Here is a 26,758-nt window from a genome sequence, read left to right as displayed (position 1 = left end):
CGCGCGGGGCGGGCGGAAGGTCGAGTCGGGGCGTCGATGGCAGGCAAGGAGCAGCGCCGGAGCGGCCCAGAGGGCAGCCCGGCCACGAGGAGCAGCGATTCCGCGGAGCGCGCGCTCGCGCCGCACGAGCCGGGGGCGTGGCCGTCCGCGCTCGCCGACGCGGAGGGGGACGAGGGCGTCCTCGCGCAGGTGCGGCACGAGATCCGGACGCTCCTCAGCGGGATCGTCGGCATCAGCGGCCTCCTGCTCGACACCGAGCTCGATCCGGAGCAGCGCGCCTTCGCGCGGCGCATCCGGAGCAGCGGCGACGTGGTGCTCTCGATGATCGACGAGCTCATCGATCTCGGTCAGCCCGGCGGCCGCGGGCTGCACGTCGACCGCGTCGACTTCGACCTGCGCCGGACCGTCGAGGACGCGGCGGAGCTGCTCGGCGATCGCGCGCACGACGACAGGACCGAGCTCGTGCTCGAGGTCGAGCCCGAGGTGCCGGGCGCGGTGCGCGGCGACGCGGCGCGGCTGCGGCAGGTCCTGCTGAGCGTCGGGACCGCCGCGCTCCGCGCGGCGCCCCGGGGCGAGGTGCTGGTGCGCGCCGCGCTGGAGGCGGGCCGGGAGGGCGATCCGCCGGGCGGGCCCGAGGGCGCGGCCGAGGGGGCGATCGCGCGGGTGCGCTTCGACGTGCGCTTCTTCGACGCGCGCTTCGCGGGCGCGGCGGGGCTCGCCGGCGGCGCGGAGGCGCCGGGGAGGGCGGGCGCGCCGGGCGGCGCTGCGCGGCCCCTGCCCGAGCAGGACGCGCGCGCCGCGGAGCTGCGCGCTTCGCCCGGCGTCGCGATCGCGAGGCGCCTCATCGCCGCGATGGGCGGCGAGCTCCGCGCCGCGCCGGACGCCGGCGCGCGCCGCCGGGGGTTCTCGTTCGTGCTGCCGTTCGAGCGGCGCGGGCGCGGCCCGGAGCGCGCGCTCATCCCGCGCATCGACCTGCCCGGCAAGCGGGTGCTCGTCGTCGACGACAGCGGCTCGGTGCGCCGCGTGGTGCAGAAGCTGATCGAGGAGCTCGGGCTCGCGTGCCGCACCTCGGAGAGCGGCGCCGCCGCGCTCGCCGCGCTGCGCGAGGCGGCGGGCGCGGGCGCGCCGTACGACATGGTGCTGATCGACCTGGAGCTGGCCGACCTCGACGGGCTGATGCTGCTCCAGCGCATCAAGGCGGACGCCGCGATCGCGTCCGCGCGCAGCGTGCTCATGACCTACCCCGGCAGGGAGGCGCCCAGCCGCGCCGAGGCCGACTCGGTGCTCATCAAGCCGATCCGGCGCGCGCAGCTGCACTCGAGCCTGCGGCTGCTCGCGGGGCTCTCGCCGGAGCACGTGGCCGCCGGGGCGCGCGCGCACGCGCCGAGGTCGCGGCGGGGGGCGGCGACGTCCGAGCCGCGGAGCTCGTCGCGCCCGAGGGTGCTCGTGGTCGACGACAACGCGGTGAGCCAGAAGGTCGCGGCGTTCATGGTCGAGAAGCGCGGCTACCGCGCCGACGTGGTGGACAGCGGCCGCGCGGCCGTCGAGGCGGTGCGGCGCGGCGGCTACGCCGCGGTGCTGATGGACTGCCACCTGCCCGGCTTCGACGGCTACGCGGCGGCCGAGGAGATCCGCCGCGCCGAGCGGCCGGACCGGCGGACGCCGATCATCGCGATGACGGCGAGCGCCGGGCGCGACGCGCGGGAGCGGTGCCTCGCGGCGGGGATGGACGACGCGCTGTCGAAGCCGCTGAGGCAGGACGACGTCGATCGCGCGCTGCGGACCTTCGCCGCGGCGTCGCGGTCCGGCGCGTACGAGGCGGTGCGCCCCGAGAGCGCGCCGCCGAGCGTGGAGCTCCCGCCGCCGACGCTGGTCACGCCCTCGCCGCCGCCGCCGGGGTCGGCGCGCGTCCAGGCCGCGGCGTCGTCCAGGCCGCCGCGGGCCGGGCTGCGCGCGGCCCTGCCCGATGTCGTCAGCGAGGTGACCGAGCTCTTCCTCACGGAGGCGCCGAGCCGGGTGGCCGCGATGAGCGAGGCCGCGGCGCGGGGCGCGCTCGGCGAGCTCGAGCGGCTCGCCTGGGCGCTCTACGAGAGCGCCGACAAGCTCGCGGCGTTCAACCTGAAGGAGCTCTGCGCGCGGCTCGATCGGGAGGCGCGCGCCGGGACGATCGAGAGCGCGACCGAGGCGGTGCAGGCCATCGCCCGGGAGGTCGGGCGCGTGCAGTCCTCGCTCGCGGCGGACCTCAAGAAGCGGGGGCTCCGGTGACATCCGCGCGGGTGAGGCCGGCGAGCCGCGCGCTCATGTCCCAGAGCCGCGCGGCCGCCTCGGCGTCGGTCGCCATCCCCTTGAGGGGCCTCGCCCGGGTCCGCTCGAAGAAGGCGGGGCCCTCGGCGGGCGGCGCGTCGGCCAGGATCGCGAGGAGGTTCGCGGCGGCCTGCGCCGGGGTCGCGCCCACGACGTCGATTAGCGTCTTGAGCACGCGCGAGGTCCCGTCGAAGAGCCCCGACCGCACGAGCCCGGGGTAGTAACAGAGCACCTGCGCCCCGCTGCCCGAGAGCGCGCCCGAGAGCCGCCGCGCCGCGAGCACGAGCGCGAGCTTCGACCGCGCGGAGGCGGCGAGGAACGAATAGGAGCGCGTCGACATGAGGTCGTCGAAGTCGAGCCGGATGCTGTCCACCGGCGCGACCAGGTTGACCACGCGCGCGTCGCGCGCGGCCTTGAGCCGGTCGAGCAGGAGGTTCGACAGCAGGAAATGCGACAGGTAGTTCACCTGGAACGTCATCTCGAGGCCGTCCGCGGACTCCGCGCGCTCGCGCAGGAACACCCCCGCGTTGTTCACGAGCAGGTGGACGGCGCCGCACCGGTCGGCCACCTGCCGGGCCGCGGCGCGCACCGACGCGAGCCGGCCGAGGTCGCACTCGACGAGGTGGACCTCGCCCTGCACCTTCAGCGCGGCGAGCTTCCTCGCGCCCTCGGAGCCGGTCCTGCGGCAGAGCACGGTCACCCGGGCGCCCTGCCGCGCCAGCGCGGATGCCGTCGCGAGCCCGATGCCCGAGGTCCCCCCGGTGATCACGGCGACTTTCCCCCTCATGCTTTGCGCACACCCCATCTGCCGTCTCCTCGTCTCGCCGTCCTCGTCCATCTCATCGCCTGCGGCGGCGGGCCGGTCACGACGCTCCGGGAGCGCATCGGCGACAGGAGCCTTCAGCGGCGCACGCCGGAGCGCCGCGATGCCCGCTGGAAACCCCGAAGAGAAGAGTCGTCGTCCCCCCGCCCGCGACACAGGTACGACCATGCACGCATCACGTCAAGCGAGGTTGGCGCATCGCAGCACGGGCGTGAAGTAGGTAATTTCCAGATTTTCCGCAGTTGGGCGGGCGGTGTGTCCGCGTCGGACGGCTGCGCGCGGGACGGGAGGGGCGCCGAGGGTAGCGCGGTGCGTCAGGAGGCGGGCGTCTCCTCGAAGACGCGCACGCCGTATTTCTCGAGACACCAGAGCACGCCGATGATCAGGCTCCGTTTGTCGTCCACGAACGAGGGCTTCTTCCCCTCGAAATAGTGGCCCGCGAACTGGAAGCCCCAGCCGGTCGCGAACATCGCGGCCGCGAGCGGGAGGCCGATGAGGGTGGCGCCCACGGGGAAGCTCGCGACGATGAGCGGTATGCCGACCTTGTGACACGCCTGGTTGCGCGGATCCTGGTGGTCTTCCTTGTAACGGCGGAGCACCTCTGTCCATTCGGCGTTGAGACGGAGCATGCGACCACCTTACCACGCTGCCGCGCCCGCGCCGCCGGCGGCGAAGGCGACGAAGGCGGCGAAGGCGGGCCCGGCGTCCAGCCGCGCTTTCGTCGAAGACCGGCCGCGCCGTTGCTTCCCGGTTGCCGCTTGGAGCAATGAGGCGTAGTTGGGCAGTGTGAGCGGTCAAAGAACCGGTCCCATGGCGACGACTGCACCGCTGTCAGTCAAGACAGGGGAGCTCATCCAAGGCGCGCGCTCGGAGAAGCGGCGTGTCCTCTTGCTCGTTTACCACCATGACGGCGTCGAGATGGCCCCGATGAGCCCCGGCGTCGGCGTCGTCGTCGGCAGGGAGCCCCCGGCCGACGTCGTGATCCGCGACAGGAGCATCTCGCGCCGGCACGCGCGCTTCACGCTCGTGGGCGGCGAGGTCGTGGTCGAGGACCTCGGCTCGCGCAACGGGACGCGCATCTCGGGGCAGCGGGTCGAGAGCGGCGTGGTCAAGGCCGGGGACGAGGTGCTGCTCGGCGGCATCGTCGCGTCGGTGCACGTGCTCGCCGGCGGCGAGCTGCCGCCGTTCGGCCTGGAGGGCTCCGACGCGCTCCGCGTCGCCCTGCAGGCCGAGATCGTGCGGTCCCGGTTCTTCAGCCGGAAGTTCGCGCTCGTCGTGGTCCGCTCGCTCGGCGCCCAGGCGAGCCACCTCCGCCACTGGGGGCTCCGCGTGCGCGAGGCGCTGCGGCCCGTCGATCGCGTCGCGTTCTACAGCGCCGACACCCTCGAGATCCTGCTCCCGGAGGTCACGCCCGAGCTCGCGGAGGAGCTCGCGAAGACGATCGTCGCGCGCCGCGAGGGCGAGCCCGTGCTCGTGTCGGGCGTCGCGGTGTTCCCCGACGCCGCGACCTCCATCGACAAGCTCATCGAGGTGAGCCACGAGGCGTCGCGCAGCGCGAGCCCCGCGGCGCCGGTGTACCTCGCGGCCCCGGAGGGCGCGCTGCTCTACGTCGCGCCGAAGGTCGAAGGCGCGCGGCCGCCCGAGGAGGACGGCGCCGCGGGCGCGGTGCCCGAGAGCCAGTGGGAGGCCGACGGCCACGTCCTCGCGACGAAGAGCCCGCTCATGCGATCGCTCGTCGAGGTGGCGCTGCGGGCCGCGCGCTCCTCGATCCCGGTGCTCCTGCGCGGCGAGACCGGGACGGGCAAGGAGGTGCTCGCGAGGTTCATCCACGACCGCAGCCCGCGCCGCGGCGAGCCGCTCATCTGCGTGAACTGCGGGGCGATCCCGGCGCTGCTCATCGAGAGCACCCTCTTCGGCCACGAGCGCGGCGCCTTCACCGGGGCGAGCCAGCAGCAGAAGGGCGTCTTCGAGGCGGCCGCCGGCGGCACGGTCCTGCTCGACGAGATCGGCGAGCTGCCCGCGGCCGCGCAGGCCGCGCTCTTGCGCGTGCTCGAGACCAAGCGGGTGACGCGCGTCGGCGCGACCAAGGAGATCGAGGTCGACGTCCGCGTGATCGCGGCGACGCACCGCGACCTCGACGCGATGTGCGACGCGGGCACGTTCCGGCTCGATCTGCTCTACCGGCTGAACGCGATGACGCTGAACATCCCGCCGCTCCGCGCGCGCCGCGACGACATCGCGACGCTCGCGGCGGGCTTCCTGCAGCAGGCGAACGCGGCGAACCTCAGCAGGGTCCAGTCGATCACGTCCGAGGCGCTGGCCCTGCTGAAGAGCTACTCGTGGCCCGGCAACGTGCGCGAGCTCCGCAACGCGATCGAGCGGGCGGTGGTGATCGCCGAGGGCGAGGCGATCATGGCGCGCGACCTCCCGGAGCGCATCCGCACGGCGGTGACCGCGCACAGCGCGCCGTCCGCGCCGCCGCGCGCCCACGACCCCTCGCGCTCGTCCGACCCCGGCTTGCCAGCCCTGTCCCAGCGCCCGTCCGAGCCGCTGCCCTCGCGCGTGTCCGAGCCGGCGTCGTCGGCGGCCCCCTCGACGGGCGGCCTCAAGACGCGCCTGGAGCAGATCGAGGCCGACCTCCTGCTCGAGGCGCTGCGCGCGTCGGACTGGAACCAGACGGAGGCGGCGCGGCGCCTGGAGCTGCCGCTCAGGACGCTGCAGCACAAGATCAAGGTCTACGGCATCAAGAAGCTCGGGTACGGCGTCGCCCGGTAGCGCCGCCCGGCGCCCGGCGCCGGGTCGACGACGGGCGCGCCTGCGCTCCTCCGGTGACCGACCGCGGGCGGCGGCTGCGGTCCGGCGGCCGGAGGCGCCGCCTACTGGGAGAACCCTTCCAGCATGTAGTGCGCCTCGATGCGCTTGAGCGCGAGCACCATCGCGGCGAGCCGCATCGGCAGGCGCTTGCCGACGACGAGCCCCGTCGAGTCGTGATCTTCGGTGCGGCGCGGCCGGTCCTCAGCGATGTCGCAGATCAGGCGGTAGTTGCTCTTGATGGCGCGCTCGAGGCGCGCGTTCACCTCGCCCTCGGTCCAGTGCTCCATGCGCTTGTTCTGGATCCACTCGTAGTACGAGACGGTCACGCCGCCCGCGTTGCCGATGATGTCGGGGATGACGCTGACGCCGCGCTCCGCCAGCACCTTGTCCCCCTCGGTCGTGGTCGGGCGGTTGGCGCCCTCGGCCACGAGCTTCGCCTTGATCCGCTCGGCCACCTCGCCGGTGATGGCGTCGCCGAGCGCTGCAGGGATGCAGATCTCCGCGTCGACGCTCCAGAAGTCGTCGCGCGCGATCGCCTGGGCCCCGGCGTAGCCGGCGACCGACCGCCGGAGGTTCTGCGGGTTCTCGTTGACGTAGGCCGTCAGCGCGCCGACGTCGATGCCGTTCGGGTCGAACACCGCGCCGTCGGCGTCCTGCACGGCGACGCACCGGGCGCCCATCCTGCACAGGATCTCGGCCGCGGCGGAGCCGACGTTGCCGAAGCCCTGCACGATGAAGCGCGCCCCGGCGGGCGAGGCGCCGCGCTGCGCGTACCACTCCTCGATGCAGTACGCGAGCCCCTGGCCGGTCGCCTTGACGCGCCCCTCGGAGCCGCCGATGCGCACGTCCTTGCCCGTGACGACGCCGCGGTGGTTGTGCCGCTCGCGCTCGCCGTCGCTGTACTGGCGCAGGAGCCACGCCATCACCTCGCCGTTCGTGCCCACGTCGGGCGCGGGGATGTCGACGTTGGGCCCGATGAGCTGCTTCAGCCGGTACATGTACCGGAGCGAGATCGCCTCGAGCTCTTCCTTGCTGTGCTCGCGCGGATCCATGCGAATACCCCCCTTGGCGCCGCCGAACGGGACATGCGCGATGGCGGTCTTCCACGTCATCTCGGCGGCGAGCGCGTTAAACAGGTCGAGCGACACGGCCTTGTGGAAGCGGAGCCCGCCCTTGTAAGGCCCACGCGCCTGGTTGTGCTGGACCCGATAGGCCTTGAAGCGGACGAACCCGCCGGGCTGGATCCGGTAAAGCCCCTGGTCGGCGAGGCGGATCACGCCGTCCTGCACGTGGATCGAGCCGCTCCGGAGCGCCTCGGGGCGGAGGATGAGCTTGCCGTTGAAGAGCGGGGTGATGGCGGCGCGGTTCGGGATCACCGAGGCAGGGAGCCGCTCGTAGGTCGCGGCCGCCTCCCCGCGGAGGGGGACGAGGCGGTCCTGGAGCTGCGTGGTGATGTAGAAGATGTGCTCGTAGTCGGGCTGCTCGAGCTCCAGCCGGATGCGAGGGGCCAGGCCGATGAGGTCCGCGGCCGTGTGAAACACCGCCATGGACTCCCCGAAGATGTTGGTCTCCGGCTCGCGCTCTAGGAGGGGGGCGTCTTCCATCGCCTTATGCTGCCTCGTCCACGCGGCGGGGGTCCAACCTTTCGAGCGCCCGCGCGGCGCGCCGAGCGAGCCAGCGCGCCGCGCGGGCGCGCGATCGCGAGAGACGTCGATCGACCACGGGCCGCCGGCCTCGCGGGGAGCTGGTGCGGCTCCCCGCGGAGATTCCGGCGGCCCGTCGCGTCGGTCACCGCTGTCCCCGACCGGCAGCGTGGCCGGCGCCGTCAGGACATGACGTCAGGGGGAGAACATCCCGGGGGCCGCGCCGCCGCCGTACGGGGAGCCGAAGCCGCCGCCCGGCCACCCGAAGCCGCCGCCCGGGAAGCCGCCGCCGAGGCCGCCGCCCGGGAAGCCGCCGCCGAGGCCGCCGCCCGGGATGCCGAAGCCGCCGCCCGGGAAGCCGCCGCCGAGGCCGCTGCCCGGGATGCCGAAGCCGCCGCCCGGGAAGCCGCCGCCGAGGCCGCCGTAGGGACCGAGCCCGCCGAGGCCGCCGTAGGGCCCGAGCCCGCCGAGGCCGCCGTAGGGCCCGCCGAGGCCGCCGTAGGGCCCGCCGAGGCCGCCGAACGGCCCGCCGGGGATGCCCCCGCCGGGGATGCCGCCGAACGGCCCGCCGGGGATGCCGTCGAACGGCCCGCCGGGGATGCCGCCAGGGATCTGGCCGACAGGGCCCTTGCCGATGGGACCCTGGCTAGGGCCCTGAATCGGCGGGCCCAGGGGCACGCCCTTGCCGATGGGGCCTTGAACGAGCGGCCCGCCGAGATCGGTCTTGCCGGGAGGGAGCAGGCCGCCCCGCGTCTCCTCCGTATCCCCCGCTGTATCTCCCTCCAATGCCTGCTCGCTCGACGCCACGTCGACGTCGGCCTGCTCCAAGTCGGCCTCTTCGGGCGTCACCGCGCCGACCGCGCACCCGGTCATCAACGCAGACAAGAGCATCGCCGCTTGCGCCATCTTCATATCGATCGAGCTAACCATCCGTCCTCCTTCCATGCCCCGCCAGGGCTGTCAGACCCGCGGTGTCATGTTGAGCGGCGTGGAGAGCAGGCTGCGTGCCTGACAGCGCGTGTGCACAGCCTGCCGCGTCGGCCCTCTGCGGCTGCCTGACGGCGACGGCGAAAGTGCATTGTCTGAATCCGCGCCGTGTGGGAGCTCTGCCCCGCTTCATCGCGCCCGAGCGCCGCCGCGCCGGCGCGCTCCGAGGCCGCCTCGCAGCGCCGATGTGGGAGGCTCCCGGGCGCTGGAGAAAGGCAAATGTCGACGCGCGCAGCGGGGCGCCCGCGGCGCGCGGCGCGCGGCGGGACGGGACGAGGGCGACCCGACTTGCAGCTTTATCGGGCCCCGCAAACCGCATTTCCGAAGACCTGGTCGATCTCTGCAATCGAGGGCTGCGGACTCGACATCATCGCTGATGGGCGGCAACGTCCCGCGGCCCGGCGTCCTCTGGTCACGCCCTGCGCAGCCCACGTGAGCCGACAGAGGCCCAGGGCGGCGCTCCCCCTGCGGCGACCGCGCCGGCGCAGCGCGCGCCCGAGCCGCGCGCCGTCGCCACGTCGTCCGGAACGACGGCGCCGGCGCGGGCTTCGGCCGCGGACGGCGGCCCCGCGAGGCGGCGGGGACCGTCTCCTCCGCGGAGCGTCCCGGCGGCGCTCGGCGCGGCCCAACGTGGTTGACAGAAAGCGTGCGACCCGCACGATCGGCGGCGCGCGCGAGCCCCGCGCCCGGAGAGAGCCGCGCGCGCCCGAGATCTCACCGCCGCGCAGACGTCCGCGGCGACGCAGGGAAAGTCGGCGCGATCGCGATTCCTCTGCCTGGCGGGAGGCTGGCTCCTGTTGTAAGATTCATTACTCCGAAGGAGTTCGCGCTGCGCCGTTCAGGCGCTGTCCTCGTCATCCTGCTGCGGACTCGACGGTGATCTCCGGCGCTCGGAGCGCCGGTTCATGCACGACAAGCGGTCTTCGCGCCGCCGCGGCGGCTCCTCGGCCCCGTTCGCCCCTCGGGCGCGCGGGGGCGCGCGGGGCGCGCGCCGAGGCAGCGCTGTCCGAGGAGGGTATTGCATGCGCTTCTGCGCGACGCGCCCGGGTTCGTCTTGGCTGGCCGCCGGCATCGCGGCCCTGTCGCTGCTCGCCGCCGCGTGCAGCGACGCCTCGCGCGGCGCCGACACTCCGCTCGACCGCTGGCCCGTCACGCCGCCCTGCGCGCGCGGGCACGTCCTCGGGCCCGCGGGCGCGTGCATGCCGGTGGGCATCCAGGGGTGCGCCGAGCTGTTCGTGGAGAAAGACGATCTCTGCCACCCCTCGATGGCCCAATGCCCTCCGGGGACGATCCCGAAGTTCGACGAGGGGTGCATTCCCGTCGGCCTGCCGCGCTGCGCTCCCGAGCTCGTCGGCGACGACGGGCTCTGCAGGCCGGCCATGGCGAAGTGTCCGGCGGGAACGTTCGCGACGCCGGAAGCGGGGTGTGTGAGCGTCGATGGCCCCGACGGCTGCGGGCGCGGGCCGTGGGGGGACGTGCCCCGGGCGCCCGGCAACGTGTATGTCGACCCGAGCTACGTCGGCGCGGACGGCGACGGCTCGGAGGCGAGGCCGGTCACGACGCTCGAGGCGGCGCTCGCGCGCGTCGCCGACGGCGGGACCATCGCGCTCGCGGACGGCACCTACGACGAGCCGGTCGTCATCACGAGGCCTGTCGCCATCGCCGGCCGGTGCGCCTCGCGCGTGCGGCTCCGCGGGGTGAGCCCGCGGGTCGTCCCTCCCGCGATCGTGGCCGTGCTCGAGGCAGGGGAGGTGACGCTCCGGGGGCTGGAGATCGGCGGCGACGGCGCCGGCGTGGTCGCGATGGGCTCGAGCGCCGTGACGCTCGAGCGCGTGCACATCAAGGGCGCTGCCCACGCCGGCGTCCTCGCGGGCGACGGCGCGCGGATCTCGGTCGCAGAGAGCTGGATCGAGGGGACGCGCGCCGGCGCGGCGGGCGACGGCATGGGCGCGCTCGCGGACGCCGGAGGCGCGCTGTTCGTGCGGGAGAGCGCCGTGACGGGCAGCCGCGCGGCGGGCGTGGCCGCGCTCTACGCGGGCGCCTCCGCGACCGTGGTGGGCAGCCTCGTCGAGGGGACCTCGCCGTCGGAGCGCCTCCGGGACGGCGAGGGGATCGTCGCCCGGGACGGCGCCGAGGTGTCCGTCGAGCGCACGGCCGTGGTCGGAAACCGCCTGTCGGGCATCGTCGCGACGGGGAGCGCGTCGGCGACGATCTCCGGCGTGCTCGTCGAGGGGACGATGCCAGGGAGCGTCGAGCCGAGCTACGGCGTCGGCGTGTACGCGTCGAGCCGCGCGCGCGTCGCGATCGACTCGAGCGTGCTCCTCGGCAACGCGGAGATCGGCGTCGCCGTGCTCGGCGAGGGCACGGCGGCGACGATGATGCGGAGCCTCGTCCAGGAGACGGTGGCGGCCGCGTCCCCGTCGCTGCTCGGCGGGTTCGGCGTCGCCGTGGCCCGCGGCGCGGCGATGCGCCTCCACGACAGCGCCATCGTCCGCAACCGCGGGACCGGGGTTCACGTGGGCGATCTCTCCGAGCTGGTCGCCGCGGGCAACCTCGTCGAGGGGACGATCGCCGGAGGGGCCTGGGGCGACGGCGCCGGGGTGTCCGTGATGGAGGGCCGCGTGACGCTCGCGTCGAACGTCCTTCGCGACAACGAGGGGACCGGCCTGTCGGTGGGGTATGCCGGATCCGAGGCGACCGTGACAGGCAACCTCGTCGAGGGGCATGTCGCGCCGGACCGGCGCGCGCCGGTGGGGCAGGGGATCGTCGTCTACCGCGGGGCCGCCGCGGCGCTCTCGGGCAATGTGATCCGCGGGAGCCGCTCGGTCGGCGTCCTCGCCGGCGCGGAGCTCCCGGGCGGCAAGGTCGAGATCACCGGGGACCTCATCGAGGGCACGTCGGACGACGACGACGGCGCGGGCATCGGCGTCGCCGCCGCCGGCTACCAGCTGCGGCTCGCCTCGTCCCTCATCCGCGCGAGCCGCACGGCCGGCGTGGCGCTGTTCGCCGCCGAGGCGGAGATCGCGGAGACCGTCATCGACGGCGTGACCGGGGGCGGCCAGGCCGGGAACGGCGCGCCGCACGGCGACGCCGTCGACGGCGCGCCGCACGGCGACGCCGTCGCCGACGGCGTCCTCGCGCTCGCCGGGTCCACAGCCACCCTCGACGGCGTGCGGGTGACCGGCTGCGCGCGGGCCGGCATCCTGTTCGATCGGAGCTCGGGGCGCCTCTCCCGGGTGCGCGCCTGGGACAACCTCTTCGGGCTGGTGGTGCAGGGCTCGCCCGCGCCCGAGCTGAAGAAGGACGGCGAGAACGCGTTCACCGACAACATCGCGGCAGACGAGCGCTTCGACGCCGGCCTCCTCGTGCCCGCGTCCGCTCCCTCGCTTCCGTGAGGCGCGCCGCCGGATCGCGCCGCGCCCCACCGCTCGAAACCTAGAAGACATGGAACGGAATCTCCCCCGATACATCGTACTCGGGGGCACGGCCGCGCAGATCGAGGCTCCACACCTCGAATCGCGCGCCCCGAATCGACGCCGCGCGCACCTGCGTATCGCGCGCATCGCCGCGCGCTCCGGACACGATTTCCCGCCGCCCGCGCAGGCTGCGCCGGCGGCGCGCTGCGCCTCGCCCGCCCGTGGAGTGCCCGTTCGCGCGCGGGGACGAGCCGGAAAAATCTGGTCTTGTCATCGCTCGCGGACATCTGTATAGACGTGCCCCGGCCGCTCCTTGAGACGATGCGTCATCGACTGCCTCCTTCCTTGCTGCGAGCGAAGAAAAAAACAGTGTGAGCGCCAGAGTGCTCAGGTGTCATGACGCGCGATGACAACATGAGACGGAATTGCTGCCGCGACACATGACGCGCCACGACATCTCCCTTGAAAACGCGCCTGAGTGAGCGGCACGAGAACTTGGTAGCGACCTCGAATCCCCGTTGACACTGCTGTGCGAAGACGGCTACAGTGCCGACGGCTGGATGCCGGTATGGCGCGCTGCGTCGCGGCGAAGGGGTCCGGCGAGTCGCTGTGTCACGTGGCGGCTTCCAGGAAGATCAGTTGAGTGGGAGAGGGACGGTGGGCGCTCGGGCGTGTCCACGAGGGCCCCGCGAGGAGCATTCTCATGAGGAACTGGTTGTTGCCGCGTCGAACGTTGGTTCTCTCGGCGCTGCTTCTTTCGGTCGGCGCCGTGGCAGGTTGCCCGAAGCCCGACGCGAAGAAGGACCCCGGGGGCGGCGCTGGCACCGCCCCGACGGCTCCCGGGGCCGTCAAGAACCCCACGACGGCGGACACCTTCCTGACCGTCTCGATCGAGCAGCAAGCGTCGTGGGTGCGCAACTTCAATCCTCTGCTGGCCCCAGGCAACGTTCGCTGGCCAACCGTCGCTGGCATCTACGAGCCGCTCCTCGTTTACAACACGATGAAGGGCGAGTTCACCCCCTGGCTCGCTTCGAAATACGAGTGGAGCAACGGGAACAAGACGCTCACCTTCACGATTCGCCCCGGCGTGAAGTGGTCCGACGGCCAGCCCTTCACGGCGAAGGACGTCGCCTTCACCTTCGGGCTCCTGAAGAAGCACGCCGCCCTCGACCTGCAGGGCGTCTGGAAGTGGCTGACCGCGGTTGAGGCCAAGGGCGACTCGGCGGTCGAGTTCTCGCTCACGCGGCCGTACGTCCCCGGGCTCGTCTTCCTCGGGCACCAGCCGATCGTGCCGGAGCACAAGTGGAAGGACGTGGCCGATCCGGTCACCTTCACCAACGAGAACCCGGTCGCGACGGGGCCCTTCACCGAGGTGAAGAACTTCCAGAACCAGATTTACGAGCTCGGTCGTAATCCGAACTACTGGCAGCAGGGCAAGCCCGCGATCAAGGGGCTCCGCTTCCCGGCCTACCCGGGCAACGACCAGGCGAACCTGGCGCTCCTGAACGGCGAGGTCGACTGGGCCGGCAACTTCGTCCCGGAGATCGAGAAGGTCTACGTCGGCAAGGATCCGACGAATCACCACTACTGGTTCCCGCTCGTCGGCAGCACCGTGTTCGTCTACACGAACACGACGAAGAAGCCGCTCGACGACGTGCGGGTGCGCAAGGCGATCAGCATGTCGCTCGACCGCGAGCAGATCGTCAAGGTCGCGATGAACAACTACACGCGGCCGGCGGACGCGACGGCGCTCAGCGACGCGCACGAGCGCTGGCGCAGCCAGAAGGTCGTCGAGAGCGGCGACTGGGTGAAGTTCAACGTGGCCAAGGCGAACCAGATCCTCGACGAGGCGGGCTACGCCAAGGGTGCGGACGGCATCCGCGCGAAGGACGGCAAGCCGCTGCGCTTCGACATCAACGTCGTCACGGGCTGGTCCGACTGGGTGCGCGCGGCGCAGATCGTCACGCAGCAGGTGAAGCAGATCGGCGTCGAGGCCACGCTGAAGACGTACGACTTCAGCGCGTTCTTCGAGGCGCTCCAGAAGGGCACCTTCGACCTGTCGATGGGCTGGTCGAACGAGGAGCCGACGCCGTACAACTTCTACCGCGACCTCCTCGGCTCCGCGACCGTGAAGCCGGTCGGCGAGTCGTCGGCGCGCAACTGGCACCGGTTCGGCGCCAAGCAGGCGGACGGCCTCTTCGAGGCGTTCGAGGCCGCCACGGATCCAGCGGAGCAGAAGAAGCTCCTCGAGCAGCTCCAGGAGATCTTCTCCGAGACGGCGCCCTCGGTCCCGCTGTTCCCCGGGCCGTCGTGGGGCGAGTTCAACACCCGCCGCTTCACCGGGTTCCCCAGCAAGGAGAACCCGTACGCGAAGCTGTCGCCCAACAACCCGCCCGAGTACCTGCTCGTCCTCACCGAGCTCAAGCCGAAGTGACGTCGGGCGTGATCTGATCCGGAGAGCAGGTTAGAAGAGAGAGCTTCTGTGCGTTACCTTCTTCGACAGCTGGGCTTGTATTTCATCGCGGCGTGGGCCTCGCTCACCCTGAACTTCATCATCCCGCGGCTCATGCCGGGCGATCCCGCCTCGGCGATGTTCGCGCGCTTCCGCGGCCAGCTCCAGCCGGAGGCGATCGAGGCGCTGCGGAAGGCGTTCGGGTTCACGGGGGAGCCGCTCTACAAGCAATACATCACCTACCTGGGCCACACCCTGACGGGCGATCTCGGCACCTCCGTCGCGCACTTCCCCGCGCGGGTGACGGAGGTGATCGCGACGGGGCTCGGCTGGACGCTGCTGCTGTCCGGCGCCGCCGTGATCATCGCCTTCGGCCTGGGGACGCTGCTCGGCATCATCGCGACGTGGAAGCGGGGCGGCCTGCTCGACTCGGTGATGCCGCCCGTCCTGATGTTCCTCGGCGCGTTCCCGTACTTCTGGCTCGCGATGGTGTCGCTCTACATCCTCGGCTTCGTGCTCGGGCTCTTCCCGCTGCGCCACGCCTACAGCGACACGCTCTCGCCCGAGTGGAGCCTGGAGTTCATCGGGAGCGTGCTCTCGCACATGGTCCTGCCCGGCCTGTCGATCGTCATCGCCACCGTCGGCGGCTGGATGCTCGGCATGCGCAGCGCGATGGTCACCGTGCTGTCCGAGGAGTACATCACGATGGCCCAGGCCAAGGGGCTCTCGCAGTGGCGGGTCATGTTCACCTACGCCGCGCGGAACGCCCTCCTGCCCAACGTGACCGGCTTCGGCATGGCGCTCGGCTTCGTGCTCGCCGGCTCGCTGCTCACCGAGATCGTCTTCTCGTACCCGGGGCAGGGCTACCTGCTCATCCAGGCGGTCCGCAACCAGGATTACCCGCTCATGCAGGGGATCTTCCTCACCATCACGTTCGCCGTGCTGGGGGCGAATTTCCTGGTCGACATCATCTACGTCTTCCTTGACCCCCGCGCCCGCGCGCGCTGAAGGTCTGGCTCCAGGAGAAGCGATGGCTGCGCAACAAGGCAACAGCGGGGGCGGCGTCTCCCGCGCGGCGGGGTGGTTCCGCCTCCTCCTCTCGAACCGCAAGGCGATGGTGGGCACGCTCATCGTGCTCTTCTTCCTGCTCCTCTCGCTGCTCGGCCCCACGTTCGTGCAGCAGGATCCGCACGCGTTCGTGGGCATGCCGCACGAGGCGCCCTCGGCCGAGCACCTCTTCGGCACGACGGGCCAGGGTCAGGACGTGCTCGCGCAGACGATCGTCGGCGCGCGGACCTCGCTGGCCGTCGGGGTCGCCACGGGCCTGGCCGTGATGGCGATCGGCGCGATCATCGGCATGGCCGGAGGCTACTTCGGCGGCTGGGTCGACAACGTGCTCTCGCTGCTCACGAACGTGTTCCTGATCATCCCCGGCCTGCCGATGGCCGTCGTCATCGCGGCCTACCTGCCGGCCGGGCCGATGACGATCCTGTTCGTCCTCGTCCTCACGGGCTGGGCGTGGAACGCGCGCGTGCTCCGGTCACAGGTGCTCGCGCTGCGCGACAAGGACTTCGTCTCCGCGGCGCTCGTGAGCGGCGAGGGCAGCGCGCGCATCATCTTCCTCGAGATCTTGCCGAACATGACGTCGCTCCTCATGTCCGGCTTCATCAACGCGACGATCTACGCCATCGGCGCGCAGGTCGGCCTGGAGTTCCTCGGGCTCGGCGATCTGAGCGCCGTCACCTGGGGGACGAACCTCTACTGGGCCAGCAACAACGCCGCGCTCCTCACGGGCGCGTGGTGGACCATCGTGCCCACCGGCGTGTGCGTCGCGCTCGTCGGGTTCGCGCTCACCCTGATCAACTATGCCATCGACGAGATCTCGAATCCGCGGCTCCGCGCGGAGGGGGCCTGGTCGCGTATGCTCAAGAGCCGCAAGGTCGCGGCTGGTCCGTCAACGCCGGTAGTGAGGGCTCATGGCGCCTAGTCCGATTCTCTCGGTTCAGGATCTGCGGGTCGAGTTCATGACCCCGACGGGTCCGGTCTGCGCGGTCGACAACGTCTCCTTCGACATCGCCCCGGGCGAGGTGCTCGGCCTCGCCGGCGAGTCGGGGAGCGGCAAGTCGACGGTGGCGATGGCCATCATGCGGCTGCTCCGCCCGCCGGCGGTGATCACGGGCGGACGCGTGCTCTTCGCCGGGCAGGACGTCCTGTCCATGACCGAGGATCAGCTCCGCGCCTTCCGCTGGCGCAAGATGGCGCTCGTGTTCCAGAGCGCGATGACCGCGCTCAACCCGGTGCTGACGATCGGCGAGCAGATCGCGGATCCCATCATCGCGCACGACGGCGTGACGCCGGCGCAGGCGATGGAGCGCGCGGCCGCGCTGCTCAAGCTCGTGAACATCGACACGTCGCGCCTGGCGAGCTACCCGCACCAGCTGTCGGGCGGCATGCGGCAGCGCGTGGTGATCGCGATCGCCATGGCGCTCAAGCCGCCGTTCCTCATCATGGACGAGCCCACGACGGCGCTCGACGTGGTCGTGCAGAAGGAGATCCTGCAGCAGATCGCCGACCTCAAGGACCGGCTGGGCTTCTCGATCCTCTTCATCACGCACGACCTCTCGCTCATCGCCGAGTTCTCCACGCGCATCGCCATCCTCTACGCGGGCAAGCTCGCGGAGACGGCCCGCGCCAAGGACCTGTTCAGCGATCCGAAGCACCCGTACACGCAGGGGCTCCTCGGGTCGTTCCCCTCGGTCCGCGGGCCGCGCCGCAAGCTGCAGGGCATCCCGGGCTCGCCGCCGGACATGCGCAACCCGCCGCCCGGCTGCCGCTTCCATCCCCGGTGTCCGCAGGCCTTCGCGACCTGCCAGAACGAGCTGCCCGTCCTCCGTGAAATCGCGCCCGAGCACCGCGGCGCCTGCCACCTCTACTGACGATGACGATGACGCAACCTTATGTCTCGCCTGTCCTCGACGTGGTGCGCCTCGCCAAGTACTTCCCCGTCGGCGGCGGGCTTCGCACGCAGCAGCTCCGGGCGCTGCACGACGCCTCGTTCTCGCTGGCCGAGCGCGAGGTCATCGCGCTGGTCGGGGAGTCGGGCAGCGGCAAGAGCACCATCGCGCGGCTGCTCGCGCGGCTGATGCCGCCGAGCGCCGGGCAGATCCTGTTCAAGGGTCGCGACGTGCTGAAGGAGGAGCCGAACCGCGCCTCGCTCGCCTACCGCGGGCAGGTGCAGATGATCTTCCAGGATCCGTTCGGCTCGCTCAACCCGGTGCACACGATCGGCTACCACCTGGAGCGGCCGCTCCTGCTCCACAACAAGGCGCCGAACGCCGCGATCCTCCGGGAGAAGGTGCACGCGCTGCTCAAGACGGTCGACCTGAACCCGCCGGCGGAGGTCGCGGCCAAGTACCCGTACCAGCTCTCGGGCGGCCAGCGGCAGCGCGTCGCGATCGCCCGAGCCCTCGCCGTGGACCCGAGCGTGATCCTCGCGGACGAGCCGATCTCGATGCTCGACGTCTCGATCCGCATGGGCGTCCTCAACCTGATGGAGCGCCTCAAGGAGGAGCGCGGCATCTCGTACCTCTACATCACGCACGACATCGCGAGCGCGCGCTACGTCGCGGATCGCACGATGGTGATGTACGCCGGCCACATCGTGGAGGGCGCGCCCAGCGAGGAGCTGATGCAGCAGCCGGCGCACCCGTACACGAAGCTCCTGCTCTCGGCGGTGCCGGATCCGAACGGCTCGATCCGCAGCGAGCTCCCGGCCCGCTCCGGCGCGCCGAAGCTCATCAACCCGCCGCCGGGGTGCCCGTTCGCCGACCGCTGCCCGAGCGTGATGAACACGTGCCGGGAGGCCATGCCGGCGGCCGTCGACGTCGGCTCGGGGCACTGGGTCCGCTGCCACCTCTACTCGCCCGGCTCGGTCGCGCCCTCCGCGCACTACGACCGCAAGGTGCCCGCCTCCGTCGAGGCCGTGCCTGTCTGAGGAGAATCACAACACAACATGTCGTCTCTGAGATTTCCCGACAAGTTCGTCTGGGGGGCCGCGACGTCCTCCTATCAAATCGAGGGTGCCACGAGCGAGGACGGGCGCAGCGAGTCCATCTGGGATCGCTTCGCGAAGACGCCCGGCCAGATCACGGACGGGACCAACGGCGACGTCGCGTGCGACCACTACCACCGGTGGCCTGAGGACATCGCGCTGATGAAGAGCCTGGGCCTGATGGCCTACAGGTTCTCGATCGCGTGGCCGCGCATCCTCCCGAACGGCCGGGGCGCGGTGAACCAGAAGGGGCTCGACTTCTACAGCCGGCTGGTGGACGGCCTGCTCGAGGCTGGGATCGAGCCGTACGCGACGCTGTTCCACTGGGATCTGCCGCAGGTGCTCCAGGACGAGGTCGGGGGCTGGCTGCACCGCTCGACGGCCGACGCGTTCGTGGAGTTCGCCGACGTGGTGTCGCGGAAGCTCGGCGATCGCGTCAAGAAGTGGATCACCCACAACGAGCCGTGGTGCACGGCGTTCCTCAGCTACGAGAAGGGGATCCACGCGCCGGGCATGCGCGATTTCAGCAAGGCGCTGACGGTGAGCCACCACCTCCTGCTCTCGCACGGCCTCGCCGTGCCCGTGCTGCGCAAGAACAGCCCCGGCGCCGAGGTGGGCATCACGCTGAACATGAACTACGCGATGCCCGCGTCGCCGAGCGCCGCCGATTACGACGCGGCCCGCCACTACGACGGGTATTTCAGCCGCTGGTTCCTCGATCCGCTCTACGGCCGGCACTACCCGGCGGACATGATCGCGGACTACATCAAGCTGGGTTACCTCCCGCCGGAGGGGCTGACCGTGTGCAAGCCGGGCGATCTCGAGATCATCGCGACGCAGTGCGACTTCCTCGGGCTCAACTACTACTCGCGGGCGGTGCTGCGGAGCACCAAGGTCCCCGAGGAGCAGAACCTGCCGAGGACGGTGCACGTCGCCCCCGCGTCCGAGCAGACGGAGATGAACTGGGAGGTGTACCCGGAAGGCCTGCGGCGGCTGCTCATCCGGCTGCACGTGGAGTACGGGGTGCCGAAGCTCTACGTGACGGAGAACGGCGCGGCCTACTCGACCGGGCCGGACAAGAACGGCCGCATCCCGGACGAGCAGCGGCTGAAGTTCCTGCGCGATCACTTCGTCGCGGCGCGGCGCGCGATCGACGCCGGGGCGCCGCTCGCCGGGTACTTCGTGTGGTCGCTGATGGACAACTACGAGTGGGACCGCGGCTACTCCCAGCGGTTCGGCATCGTCTGGGTGGACTACGAGACGCAGCGCCGCACCCCGAAGGACAGCGCGCTCTGGTACAAGGGCGTCATCGCCGAGAACGCCGTCGACGACGGCGCCTCGCAGGCCACCTGACCGGCGGCGCTCGCCGCGTGCGATCTGCGTCCGACGAGCGCCGCTCTCTGCATCAGAAGCGCGTCACGTCACGCGGAGCACCTCGTCCAGGGAGGTGACGCCCTCCTTCACCCGGGCGAGCCCGGCCTCCCGGAGCGGGACGAGCCCCACCCTGCGCGCGGCCTCCCGGTACGCGCGCTTCCCCGCCCGCGCCTTGACGAGATCCCGCAGGTCGTCGTCGAGCTCCAGCATCTCGAAGAGCCCGATCCGGCCCCGGTAGCCCGTCAGGTGGCACGTCTGGCACCCGACGGCGCGCTTCAGCTCTGTGCCTTTCTCGATGAGGACCTCGTCCTCCTCGCCCGTCACGTCGCTCTCGAGCTCGTACGTCTCCGCGCACTCCTCGCAGAGCCGCCGCACGAGCCGCTGCGCGATCACCGCGAGCAGGGCGTTCGCCACGATCCACGACTCCGCGCCGAGGTCCACGAGCCGCGCGACCGTGTCGACCGCGTCCGAGGTGTGCAGCGTCGACAGCACGAGGTGCCCCGTGAGGCTCGCCTGCAGCGCGATCTGCGCCGTCTCGGGGTCGCGCATCTCGCCGACCATGATCACGTCCGGGTCCTGCCGCAGGATCGCGCGCAGGCCCGTCGCGAACGTGAAGCCCTGCCTCGGGTTGGTCTGCCCCTGCGTGATGTCGGCGAACTCGACCTCGATCGGGTCCTCCAGGGTCACGATGCTGAGCTCGCTGGTCTTCATCACCTTGATCAGCGAGTAGAGCGTCGACGTCTTGCCCGACCCGGTCGGCCCGCACACGACGATGAGCCCCGAGGCGCGGTCCGCGAGCCCCTGGACCCGCGGCAGGTCGCCCTCCGAGAGCCCGAGCTTGTCGAGCGGGATCAGCTGGTGGCTGAGCAGCACGCGCATCACCAGCGTCTCGCCGTGGATGGCGGGGAACGTCGAGGCGCGCAGGTGGATGAGCGGGTGGCCGTAGAGCTCCAGGCTGAACTGGCCGTCCTGCGGCAGGCGCCGCTCGGTCATGTCCATCCGCGCGAGCACCTTCACGCGCGAGGTGAGCGCGGGCGCGATCTCGATCGGGATCTGCCCCTGCGCCACCATCACGCCGTCGACGCGGTAGCGCACGCGGATGCCGTCGCGCTTCGGCTCGACGTGGATGTCGCTCGCGCCCATCGAGACCGCGCGGCGGACCAGGTGATCGAGCACCTTGACCGCGTCGAGCTCCTCCGACGCCGAGGACGCGGGGGGGCGGCTGTGGTTCACCGGCCGCCTCCCTTGCCGCCGACGTCGATCGTGCGGAGCGAGACCATCTTGAGCTCGTTGGACGGGGGGAACGTCGCCCAGACGCTGACGCCGTAGAGGCCGGGGCGCTTCCGGTCGTCCAGCGGGACCTGGATGTCGAATCGATTGCCGTTCACCTGAAGAGGAATAGGCGTCTTGAAGCCCTTCGGGAAGAACGTCGCGTAGGGCGACGGGATCGCGTATCCGCCCATCTTGAGCAGCTTCTCCGGCGCGATCGGCTTGCCCGCCTCGACCCGCGAGATCCCGACGCCCGCGATCTTCGCCGGCGCGCCGATCTCGCCGGCCACCCGGATCACCTCGCCCACCTTGGCCCGCTTGGGCAGCGGCTGGTACGTCCCGTAGTCGTCGACGAACTCCTGCGCCATGCAGGCGATGTCGAGCCCCTTGGCCTTGGCGAGCCCGACCCCGAGCGACGTGTGCGACGCTGTGAGCACGTTGCGCCGGTGCCCGTCGGCCGGGGGCTTCTCGTTCATGAAGGCGTGGTGGACGCGCTCCAGGCTCTCCGCGGAGAAGCGCGGGTCCGGGTCGAGCTCGCGCGGGATCGCGTCGGCGAAGCAGCCGGCGTTCTCCATGACGAAGCCGTCGCCGCCCGCCGCGGTGTAGCGCTCCTCCGGGACCGCGCCGTCGCTGCCCCAGTGGCCGGTGAACCCCACGCGGACCATGTCCTCCGCGTGCCGCCGCCCCGCGCGCGCCGCGGTCTCGTCCCACCGGACCGGCGGCAGCTTGTGCGCCTTCCGATCGCGGTTCACCAGCTCGAGCACGTACCGCCCCGCCTCGGCGCGGGTCATCAGCTTCCCCGGCGCGGGCGGCGCCGAGGCGGCCTGCGCCTCGCCGCCGCTGCCGGGCTCGGCGTCCGCGGCCTCGCCGCCCGAGGGCCGCGCGCCCTCCTCCGCCGCCGCCTCGGCGGCCTGGCCCCCTGGCGGCCCCTCGGCCGGCGCGCTCCCGGCGCTCGCGCCGCACCCGAGCGCGTGGGCGCCCGCGGCGATGAGCCCCAGCCAGGGCGCCCCGCGCCAGCGCTCCCGCCGGCCGCACATCGCACCTGCTCTTCGTCCTCTCCTCGTGATCGCGCGCATCGCTGCGACGGTAGCGCCTCGCTGCCGCGCGCGCACCAGGGAGCGCCGCGATCGTCCTCGCCGCGCGCGGCGGCGTGCGCCGCGGCGAGGTGGTAAGCGATGCGCCTCGTGAGCACGTCGTCGTCGTCACAGGGGGCGGTCGCCGCGCACCCGCCCGGGGCCTCCGCGATCGTCCTCGCCGCGGAGCGCGAGGGGCGCGCGGCGCACCCGACCGCGGGCGTCCTGTGGATGATCCTGGCCCAGGCGCTCTTCGCCGCGATGAACGTCCTCGCGCGGCTCTCGTCGGAGGGCGCCCCGTGGCCCGAGGTGGCGGCCTCGCGCACGCTGGTGGGCGCGGCCACCGCGCTCGGCGTCGCGCTCGTCCGCCGGGCGCCGCTCTCCATGAGCCGCGGCGACCGGCGCCTCACGTGGGCGCGCTCGCTCTGCGGCACCGGCGCGATGCTCTGCACCTTCTACACGCTGGGCACGCCGGAGATCGCGCTCGGCGACGCGGTCACGCTCGGCGCGACGAGCCCGATCTTCGTCGCGCTCCTCGCGCCGCGGCTGCTCGGCGAGCGGAGCAGCCCGCGCCTCTGGCTCGCGACCGTGCTCGCGTTCGCCGGCGTCGCGCTGGTCGCCGCGCCGCGGCTCGCGATCGCGGGCGAGGTCGCGCTCGTCGCCACGCTCGGCGCCGTCTTCTCGGCGTTCGCCATGATCTGGCTGCGTCGCATCGGCGGGAGCGGGACGCGCGCGAGCCCCGAGTCGATCGCGCTGCACTTCTCGCTGGTGGCGAGCGCCGCGATGATCTTCCTGTCGATCCCGGTCTGGCGGACGCCCGACGCCCTCGGCCTCGTCCTGCTGGTGGGGACGGGGCTCGCCGGCGGCCTCGGGCAGCTCGCGATGACGCGCGCCTACGCGCTCGACAACGCGGCGCGCATCGGCGCGATCGGCTATGTCGGGGTCGTCCTCTCGCACGTGCTCGCCGCGGCCTGGCTCGGCGAGATCCCGTCGGCGCGCCAGCTGCTCGGCGCGGCGCTGGTGATGGCGGCCGGCCTCTGGCTCGCCGCCCAGGCGTTGCGCGACGCGCGGCGCGGCGCGCGCTGACGCTCGCGTTGCCTGTCACGTTGCCTCTCGCGTTGCCTCTCACGTTGCCTCTCACGTTGACCGAGTCCAGCCCTCATGAGATAGCCAGCTTCGCTCAAGGAGGATCCGCATGAAAGCGTTCGCTATCCAGGGTTCGTTCGGCCTCGACGCGCTCCGCCCGATGGACCTTCCGGATCCGAAGCCCGGTCCCGGGCAGATCGTCCTCCGGATGAAGGCCGCGTCGCTCAACTACCGCGACCTGCTCGTGACGAAGGGCCTCTACAACCCGAAGTTCTCGCTGCCGCTCGTCCCGCTCTCCGACGGGGTCGGCGAGGTGATCGGCGCGGGGGAGGGGGTGACGCGGGTGAAGGTCGGCGATCGCGTGTCCCCGATCTTCCACCAGCGCTGGATCGACGGGGAGATCTCCTGGGCCAAGACGAAGGCGGCGCTCGGCGGGGAGCTGCCCGGGGTGCTCGCGGAGCAGGTGCTCGTGGATCAGGAGGGGGTGGTCGCGGTCCCGCCGCACCTCACGGACGAGGAGGCGGCGACGCTGCCGTGCGCCGCGGTGACCGCCTGGAACGCGCTCTTCGCGTCGAGCCACCTCAAGGCGGGCGACACGGTGCTCGTGCAGGGGACGGGCGGCGTCTCGATCCTCGCGCTCCAGCTCGCCCGTGCCGCGGGCGCGCGCGTCATCGTCACCTCGAGCAGCGACGAGAAGCTCGAGCGCGCGCGGTCGCTCGGCGCGTCGGAGACCATCAATTACCGCACGACGCCCGACTGGGACACGCAGGCGCTCGCGCTCACCGGCGGCGCGGGGGTGGATCACGTGATCGAGGTGGGCGGCGAGGGCACGATCGCCCGGTCGCTCCGCGCGGTGCGGGTCGGCGGGCGCGTGAGCCTCATCGGCGTGCTCTCGGGCGGCGCGCCGGCGCTCAACCTGTTCCCCTTCCTGATGAAGCAGATCACCGCGCAGGGCATCTTCGTCGGCTCGCGCGCGATGTTCGAGGACATGAACCGCGCGATCGCGGCGAACGGCCTCCGGCCGGTGGTCGACCGGGTGTTCCCCTTCACCGAGATCCGGCAGGCGCTCGACCACATGGCGAGCGGCGGACACTTCGGCAAGATCGCGCTCCGGTTCTGACCGAGCCGGCCCCGGCGCGGGGCCTCCCGCCGGCGCGCCCCTCAAAAGTGGCCTCCTCGGCCCGAGTCGTTTACGAACGGACCCTGCGGCCAGCCACGCGCCTGCGCCGCGCGAGAGGTGGTGGACGGTGCAGCTCGATCTGGCGCTCGAAGTCCTGTGTGGGCAGCTCATCGTGGGCGGTTTCGACGGCGCCGAGCCGCCGGCCCGGTACCTCCGGGCGCTCGCCGAGGGGCGGCGGGGCGGCGCGATCCTCTTCCGGCGCAACGTCCCCGACATGGCCGCCACGCTGCGGCTCTCTTCGGCGCTCGCCGCGGCGTGCGGCCCGGATCGGCCGCCCTTCCTCGGCATCGACCAGGAGGGGGGCCGCGTCACGCGGCTCCCCGCGCCGTTCCTGAAGCTGCCGCCGATGCGCTCGCTCGGCGATCTCCTGGATCTCCCGCTGCTGCGCCGCGCGGCGCGCGCGGTCGCGGCCGAGCTCCGGGCGGTCGGCATCAACCTGAACTTCGCCCCCGTGCTCGACGTCGACTCGAACCCCGCGAACCCGATCATCGGCGATCGCGCGTTCGGCCGCGACCCGCGCACGGCCGCGGAGGGCGGCGTCGCGTTCCTGGAGGGGCTCCAGGAGGAGCGCGTGCTCGCGTGCGGCAAGCACTTCCCGGGGCACGGCGACACCGCGCTCGACAGCCACCTCGCGCTCCCGACCATCGCCCACGGCCGCGGCCGCCTCGAGGAGATCGAGCTGCCGCCGTTCCGCGCCGCCTGCCGCGCCGGCGTCGCGTCGCTGATGACGGCGCACATCGTCGTCGAGGCGCTCGATCCGGGCGTGCCGGCGACGCTCTCCCGGGCCGTCTGCACCGGCCTCCTGCGCGGCGAGATCGGCTTTCGGGGCGTGCTCTTCTCGGACGACCTCGAGATGGCCGCGATCGCGGCGCACCATCCGGTCGAGGAGGCCGCCATCGCGGCGATCGAGGCCGGCTGCGACGCGCTGCTCGTCTGCAAGGACGAGGACCTGCAGGATCGTGCGCACGAGGCGCTCGTGCGCAGGGCCGAGCGCGATCCGCGCTTTCGCGAGCGCTGCGCCGAGGCGGCCGGCCGCTGCCTCGAGCTGCGTCGGAGCTGCCCGCCTCGGCCGGTCGCGTCGCCCGAGGCGCTCGCCGACGTCGTCGGCGGGCCCGCGTCGCGGGCGGTGCTCGCGGACATCGAGCGGGCGCAGGCCGCGCGCGCCGAGGCGGCGACGTGAGAGCGCGCGCGCGACGGCCTCATCGCCGCTGCGATCGCTGGCTCCCGTCCTCGATCACTCCGCCCGAGGGCCCGTGAGGAACGACGCGGAGCGCGCGGCGGGCCTCGCCCTCACAAGGGGCAGTTCGCCCAGCCGATCGCGCCGGGGTTGACCCAGGCACAGACGTGGCCGAGCGCTGCCATCGCGGCGTTGCAGCAGCAGGAGATGCCGTTGCTCGTGACCGTCGCGGTGCACGAGTCAGGCACCTTGTAGGCGGTCCCGCAGCCCCAGCTGCTGTTGTAGATGCCGTCGATGTCCTGGCCGGGCGAGGCGGCCCATACGAGGCTGGTCGTGGTCTCCGGCTTGACGGAGTAGCCCCAGCTCGAAGGGTTGGAGATCGACCACTCCACCCGGCCGGGGCCCCACGCTGCCCGGACACAGAGCCCGCGCGCCTCGATCCCGGCGCCGTCGCCCTCGTCGTCTTCGCTCGATACGCGCTTGCCGGACCACCCGGCGTCGTCCGCGAACACCACCTCATCGACGATCGCGAAGCGATCGCTCAGCGCGACGAACGCGTCCGAGCTCGACGCGGCGAGCTCGCCGAGCTGCGCGACGGCGCCCTCGGGCAGCGTGGCCACGCGGAGATCATCGAAGAGCACGGCGCCGTCGACCGACACCTCGATGAAGCTCTCGTCGTGCGCGGGCCCCGCCTGGATGGCCGGCAGGCGCACGAAGCCATCGGACGAGACCGAGACGGCCTGATGCGCCTCGCCGCCCGCGAAGGTCGCCTGACCCTGCTTCATGGCGAACTCGATCTGGAGAGGTCGAGCGGCGCGGACCCACAGGAGGTCGTGCTCCGGCGCGGCGAAGCGCTCCTCGATCAGCACCGAGCCGTGGTGCACCCGCTGCACCGACGTCTCCCCGCCCGCGATCTCTGCTCCCTCCTCGGCCTTGCACCCCGGCGAGCCGACGGCGCAGAGCGACCCGAGGAGCGCTATCGAGAAGACGCGGACCACTGCGGTATACCTGGAAGGATGCATTGCGATACCTCGCGAAGGGCCGTGAGCACGGCCCGCAGTCTTGCTGCATGGTTGTTGGAGCGGCATGGCGCGCTGCGGCCGCGGAAA

At 72.3% G+C, this 26,758-nt stretch carries 19 protein-coding genes; 12 read left to right on the top strand and 7 right to left on the bottom strand.

Annotated features, from left to right (window positions below; translation table 11 throughout):
• The first annotated feature begins 36 nt into the window (after positions 1 to 36).
• Positions 37 to 2,265: a response regulator gene (locus WME83_RS25945; protein ID WP_437312376.1), complete on the top strand. Its 2,229-nt coding sequence runs from the start codon at positions 37 to 39 to the stop codon at positions 2,263 to 2,265.
• Here WME83_RS25945 and WME83_RS25940 read toward each other — a convergent pair.
• A complete protein-coding gene (locus tag WME83_RS25940) occupies positions 2,243 to 3,091 on the bottom strand; it encodes an SDR family NAD(P)-dependent oxidoreductase (protein WP_437312375.1) in 849 nt (282 codons plus the stop codon). The genes WME83_RS25945 and WME83_RS25940 overlap by 23 nt on opposite strands.
• 350 nt (positions 3,092 to 3,441) lie before the next feature.
• Positions 3,442 to 3,756 carry an Mpo1-like protein gene (locus tag WME83_RS25935; protein ID WP_437312374.1) on the bottom strand — a complete coding sequence of 105 codons (315 nt, stop codon included), beginning with the start codon at positions 3,754 to 3,756 and terminating at the stop codon, positions 3,442 to 3,444.
• Between the two features lie 181 nt (positions 3,757 to 3,937).
• On the opposite strand from WME83_RS25935, the gene WME83_RS25930 reads away from it, so the two are divergent.
• On the top strand, positions 3,938 to 5,902 hold the full coding sequence (locus WME83_RS25930; protein ID WP_437312373.1) for a sigma 54-interacting transcriptional regulator: 1,965 nt from the start codon (positions 3,938 to 3,940) through the stop codon (positions 5,900 to 5,902).
• A 101-nt stretch (positions 5,903 to 6,003) separates the two neighbouring features.
• On the opposite strand, the gene WME83_RS25925 is transcribed toward WME83_RS25930, so the two are convergent.
• Complete coding sequence (locus WME83_RS25925) at positions 6,004 to 7,545, bottom strand: Glu/Leu/Phe/Val family dehydrogenase (RefSeq protein WP_437312372.1); 1,542 nt, start codon at positions 7,543 to 7,545, stop codon at positions 6,004 to 6,006.
• A gap of 234 nt (positions 7,546 to 7,779) precedes the next feature.
• Positions 7,780 to 8,514 (bottom strand): hypothetical protein, encoded by a 735-nt coding sequence (locus WME83_RS25920; protein WP_437312371.1) that lies wholly within the window; start codon positions 8,512 to 8,514, stop codon positions 7,780 to 7,782.
• A 1,079-nt stretch (positions 8,515 to 9,593) separates the two neighbouring features.
• Here WME83_RS25920 and WME83_RS25915 point away from each other — a divergent pair.
• From WME83_RS25915 to WME83_RS25885, 7 genes are all read left to right on the top strand, one after another.
• On the top strand, positions 9,594 to 11,966 hold the full coding sequence (locus tag WME83_RS25915; RefSeq protein WP_437312370.1) for a right-handed parallel beta-helix repeat-containing protein: 2,373 nt from the start codon (positions 9,594 to 9,596) through the stop codon (positions 11,964 to 11,966).
• 724 nt (positions 11,967 to 12,690) lie between these two features.
• Complete coding sequence (locus WME83_RS25910; RefSeq protein ID WP_437312369.1) at positions 12,691 to 14,421, top strand: ABC transporter substrate-binding protein; 1,731 nt, start codon at positions 12,691 to 12,693, stop codon at positions 14,419 to 14,421.
• 48 nt (positions 14,422 to 14,469) lie between these two features.
• Positions 14,470 to 15,447, top strand: coding sequence for an ABC transporter permease (locus tag WME83_RS25905; RefSeq protein ID WP_437312368.1), 978 nt, complete (start codon positions 14,470 to 14,472; stop codon positions 15,445 to 15,447).
• Between the two features lie 22 nt (positions 15,448 to 15,469).
• Positions 15,470 to 16,426 carry an ABC transporter permease gene (locus WME83_RS25900; protein WP_437312367.1) on the top strand — a complete coding sequence of 319 codons (957 nt, stop codon included), beginning with the start codon at positions 15,470 to 15,472 and terminating at the stop codon, positions 16,424 to 16,426.
• The gene (locus tag WME83_RS25895; RefSeq protein WP_437312366.1) at positions 16,416 to 17,375 is read left to right on the top strand and encodes an ABC transporter ATP-binding protein; all 960 of its coding nucleotides are present in this window, start codon (positions 16,416 to 16,418) and stop codon (positions 17,373 to 17,375) included. The genes WME83_RS25900 and WME83_RS25895 overlap by 11 nt, the downstream gene beginning before the upstream one ends.
• A 2-nt stretch (positions 17,376 to 17,377) precedes the next feature.
• A complete protein-coding gene (locus WME83_RS25890; RefSeq protein WP_437312365.1) occupies positions 17,378 to 18,433 on the top strand; it encodes an ABC transporter ATP-binding protein in 1,056 nt (351 codons plus the stop codon).
• 18 nt (positions 18,434 to 18,451) lie between these two features.
• A complete protein-coding gene (locus tag WME83_RS25885; protein ID WP_437312364.1) occupies positions 18,452 to 19,843 on the top strand; it encodes a GH1 family beta-glucosidase in 1,392 nt (463 codons plus the stop codon).
• A gap of 63 nt (positions 19,844 to 19,906) precedes the next feature.
• Here the strand turns inward: WME83_RS25885 and WME83_RS25880 are convergent, their stop codons facing one another.
• Positions 19,907 to 21,097, bottom strand: coding sequence for a GspE/PulE family protein (locus tag WME83_RS25880; RefSeq protein WP_437312363.1), 1,191 nt, complete (start codon positions 21,095 to 21,097; stop codon positions 19,907 to 19,909).
• Positions 21,094 to 22,170, bottom strand: coding sequence for a CAP domain-containing protein (locus tag WME83_RS25875; RefSeq protein ID WP_437312362.1), 1,077 nt, complete (start codon positions 22,168 to 22,170; stop codon positions 21,094 to 21,096). Before WME83_RS25875 ends, WME83_RS25880 begins: the two co-directional genes overlap by 4 nt.
• Before the next feature lie 138 nt (positions 22,171 to 22,308).
• On the opposite strand from WME83_RS25875, the gene WME83_RS25870 reads away from it, so the two are divergent.
• From WME83_RS25870 to nagZ, 3 genes are all read left to right on the top strand, one after another.
• Complete coding sequence (locus tag WME83_RS25870) at positions 22,309 to 23,292, top strand: DMT family transporter (RefSeq protein WP_437312361.1); 984 nt, start codon at positions 22,309 to 22,311, stop codon at positions 23,290 to 23,292.
• Positions 23,293 to 23,401: 109 nt separating this feature from the next.
• Positions 23,402 to 24,412 carry a zinc-dependent alcohol dehydrogenase family protein gene (locus WME83_RS25865; protein WP_437312360.1) on the top strand — a complete coding sequence of 337 codons (1,011 nt, stop codon included), beginning with the start codon at positions 23,402 to 23,404 and terminating at the stop codon, positions 24,410 to 24,412.
• Positions 24,413 to 24,539: 127 nt separating this feature from the next.
• Positions 24,540 to 25,652, top strand: a complete 1,113-nt coding sequence (gene nagZ, locus WME83_RS25860) for a beta-N-acetylhexosaminidase (RefSeq protein ID WP_437321955.1) — start codon at positions 24,540 to 24,542, stop codon at positions 25,650 to 25,652.
• A 110-nt stretch (positions 25,653 to 25,762) separates the two neighbouring features.
• On the opposite strand, the gene WME83_RS25855 is transcribed toward nagZ, so the two are convergent.
• On the bottom strand, positions 25,763 to 26,671 hold the full coding sequence (locus WME83_RS25855) for a hypothetical protein (RefSeq protein WP_437321954.1): 909 nt from the start codon (positions 26,669 to 26,671) through the stop codon (positions 25,763 to 25,765).
• Positions 26,672 to 26,758 lie beyond the last annotated feature (87 nt).

This window comes from Sorangium sp. So ce385, assembly GCF_051474135.1.
Taxonomy (GTDB): Bacteria; Myxococcota_A; Polyangia; order Polyangiales; family Polyangiaceae; genus Sorangium; species Sorangium cellulosum_D.
This window is presented reverse-complemented; position numbering and strand designations above follow the sequence as displayed.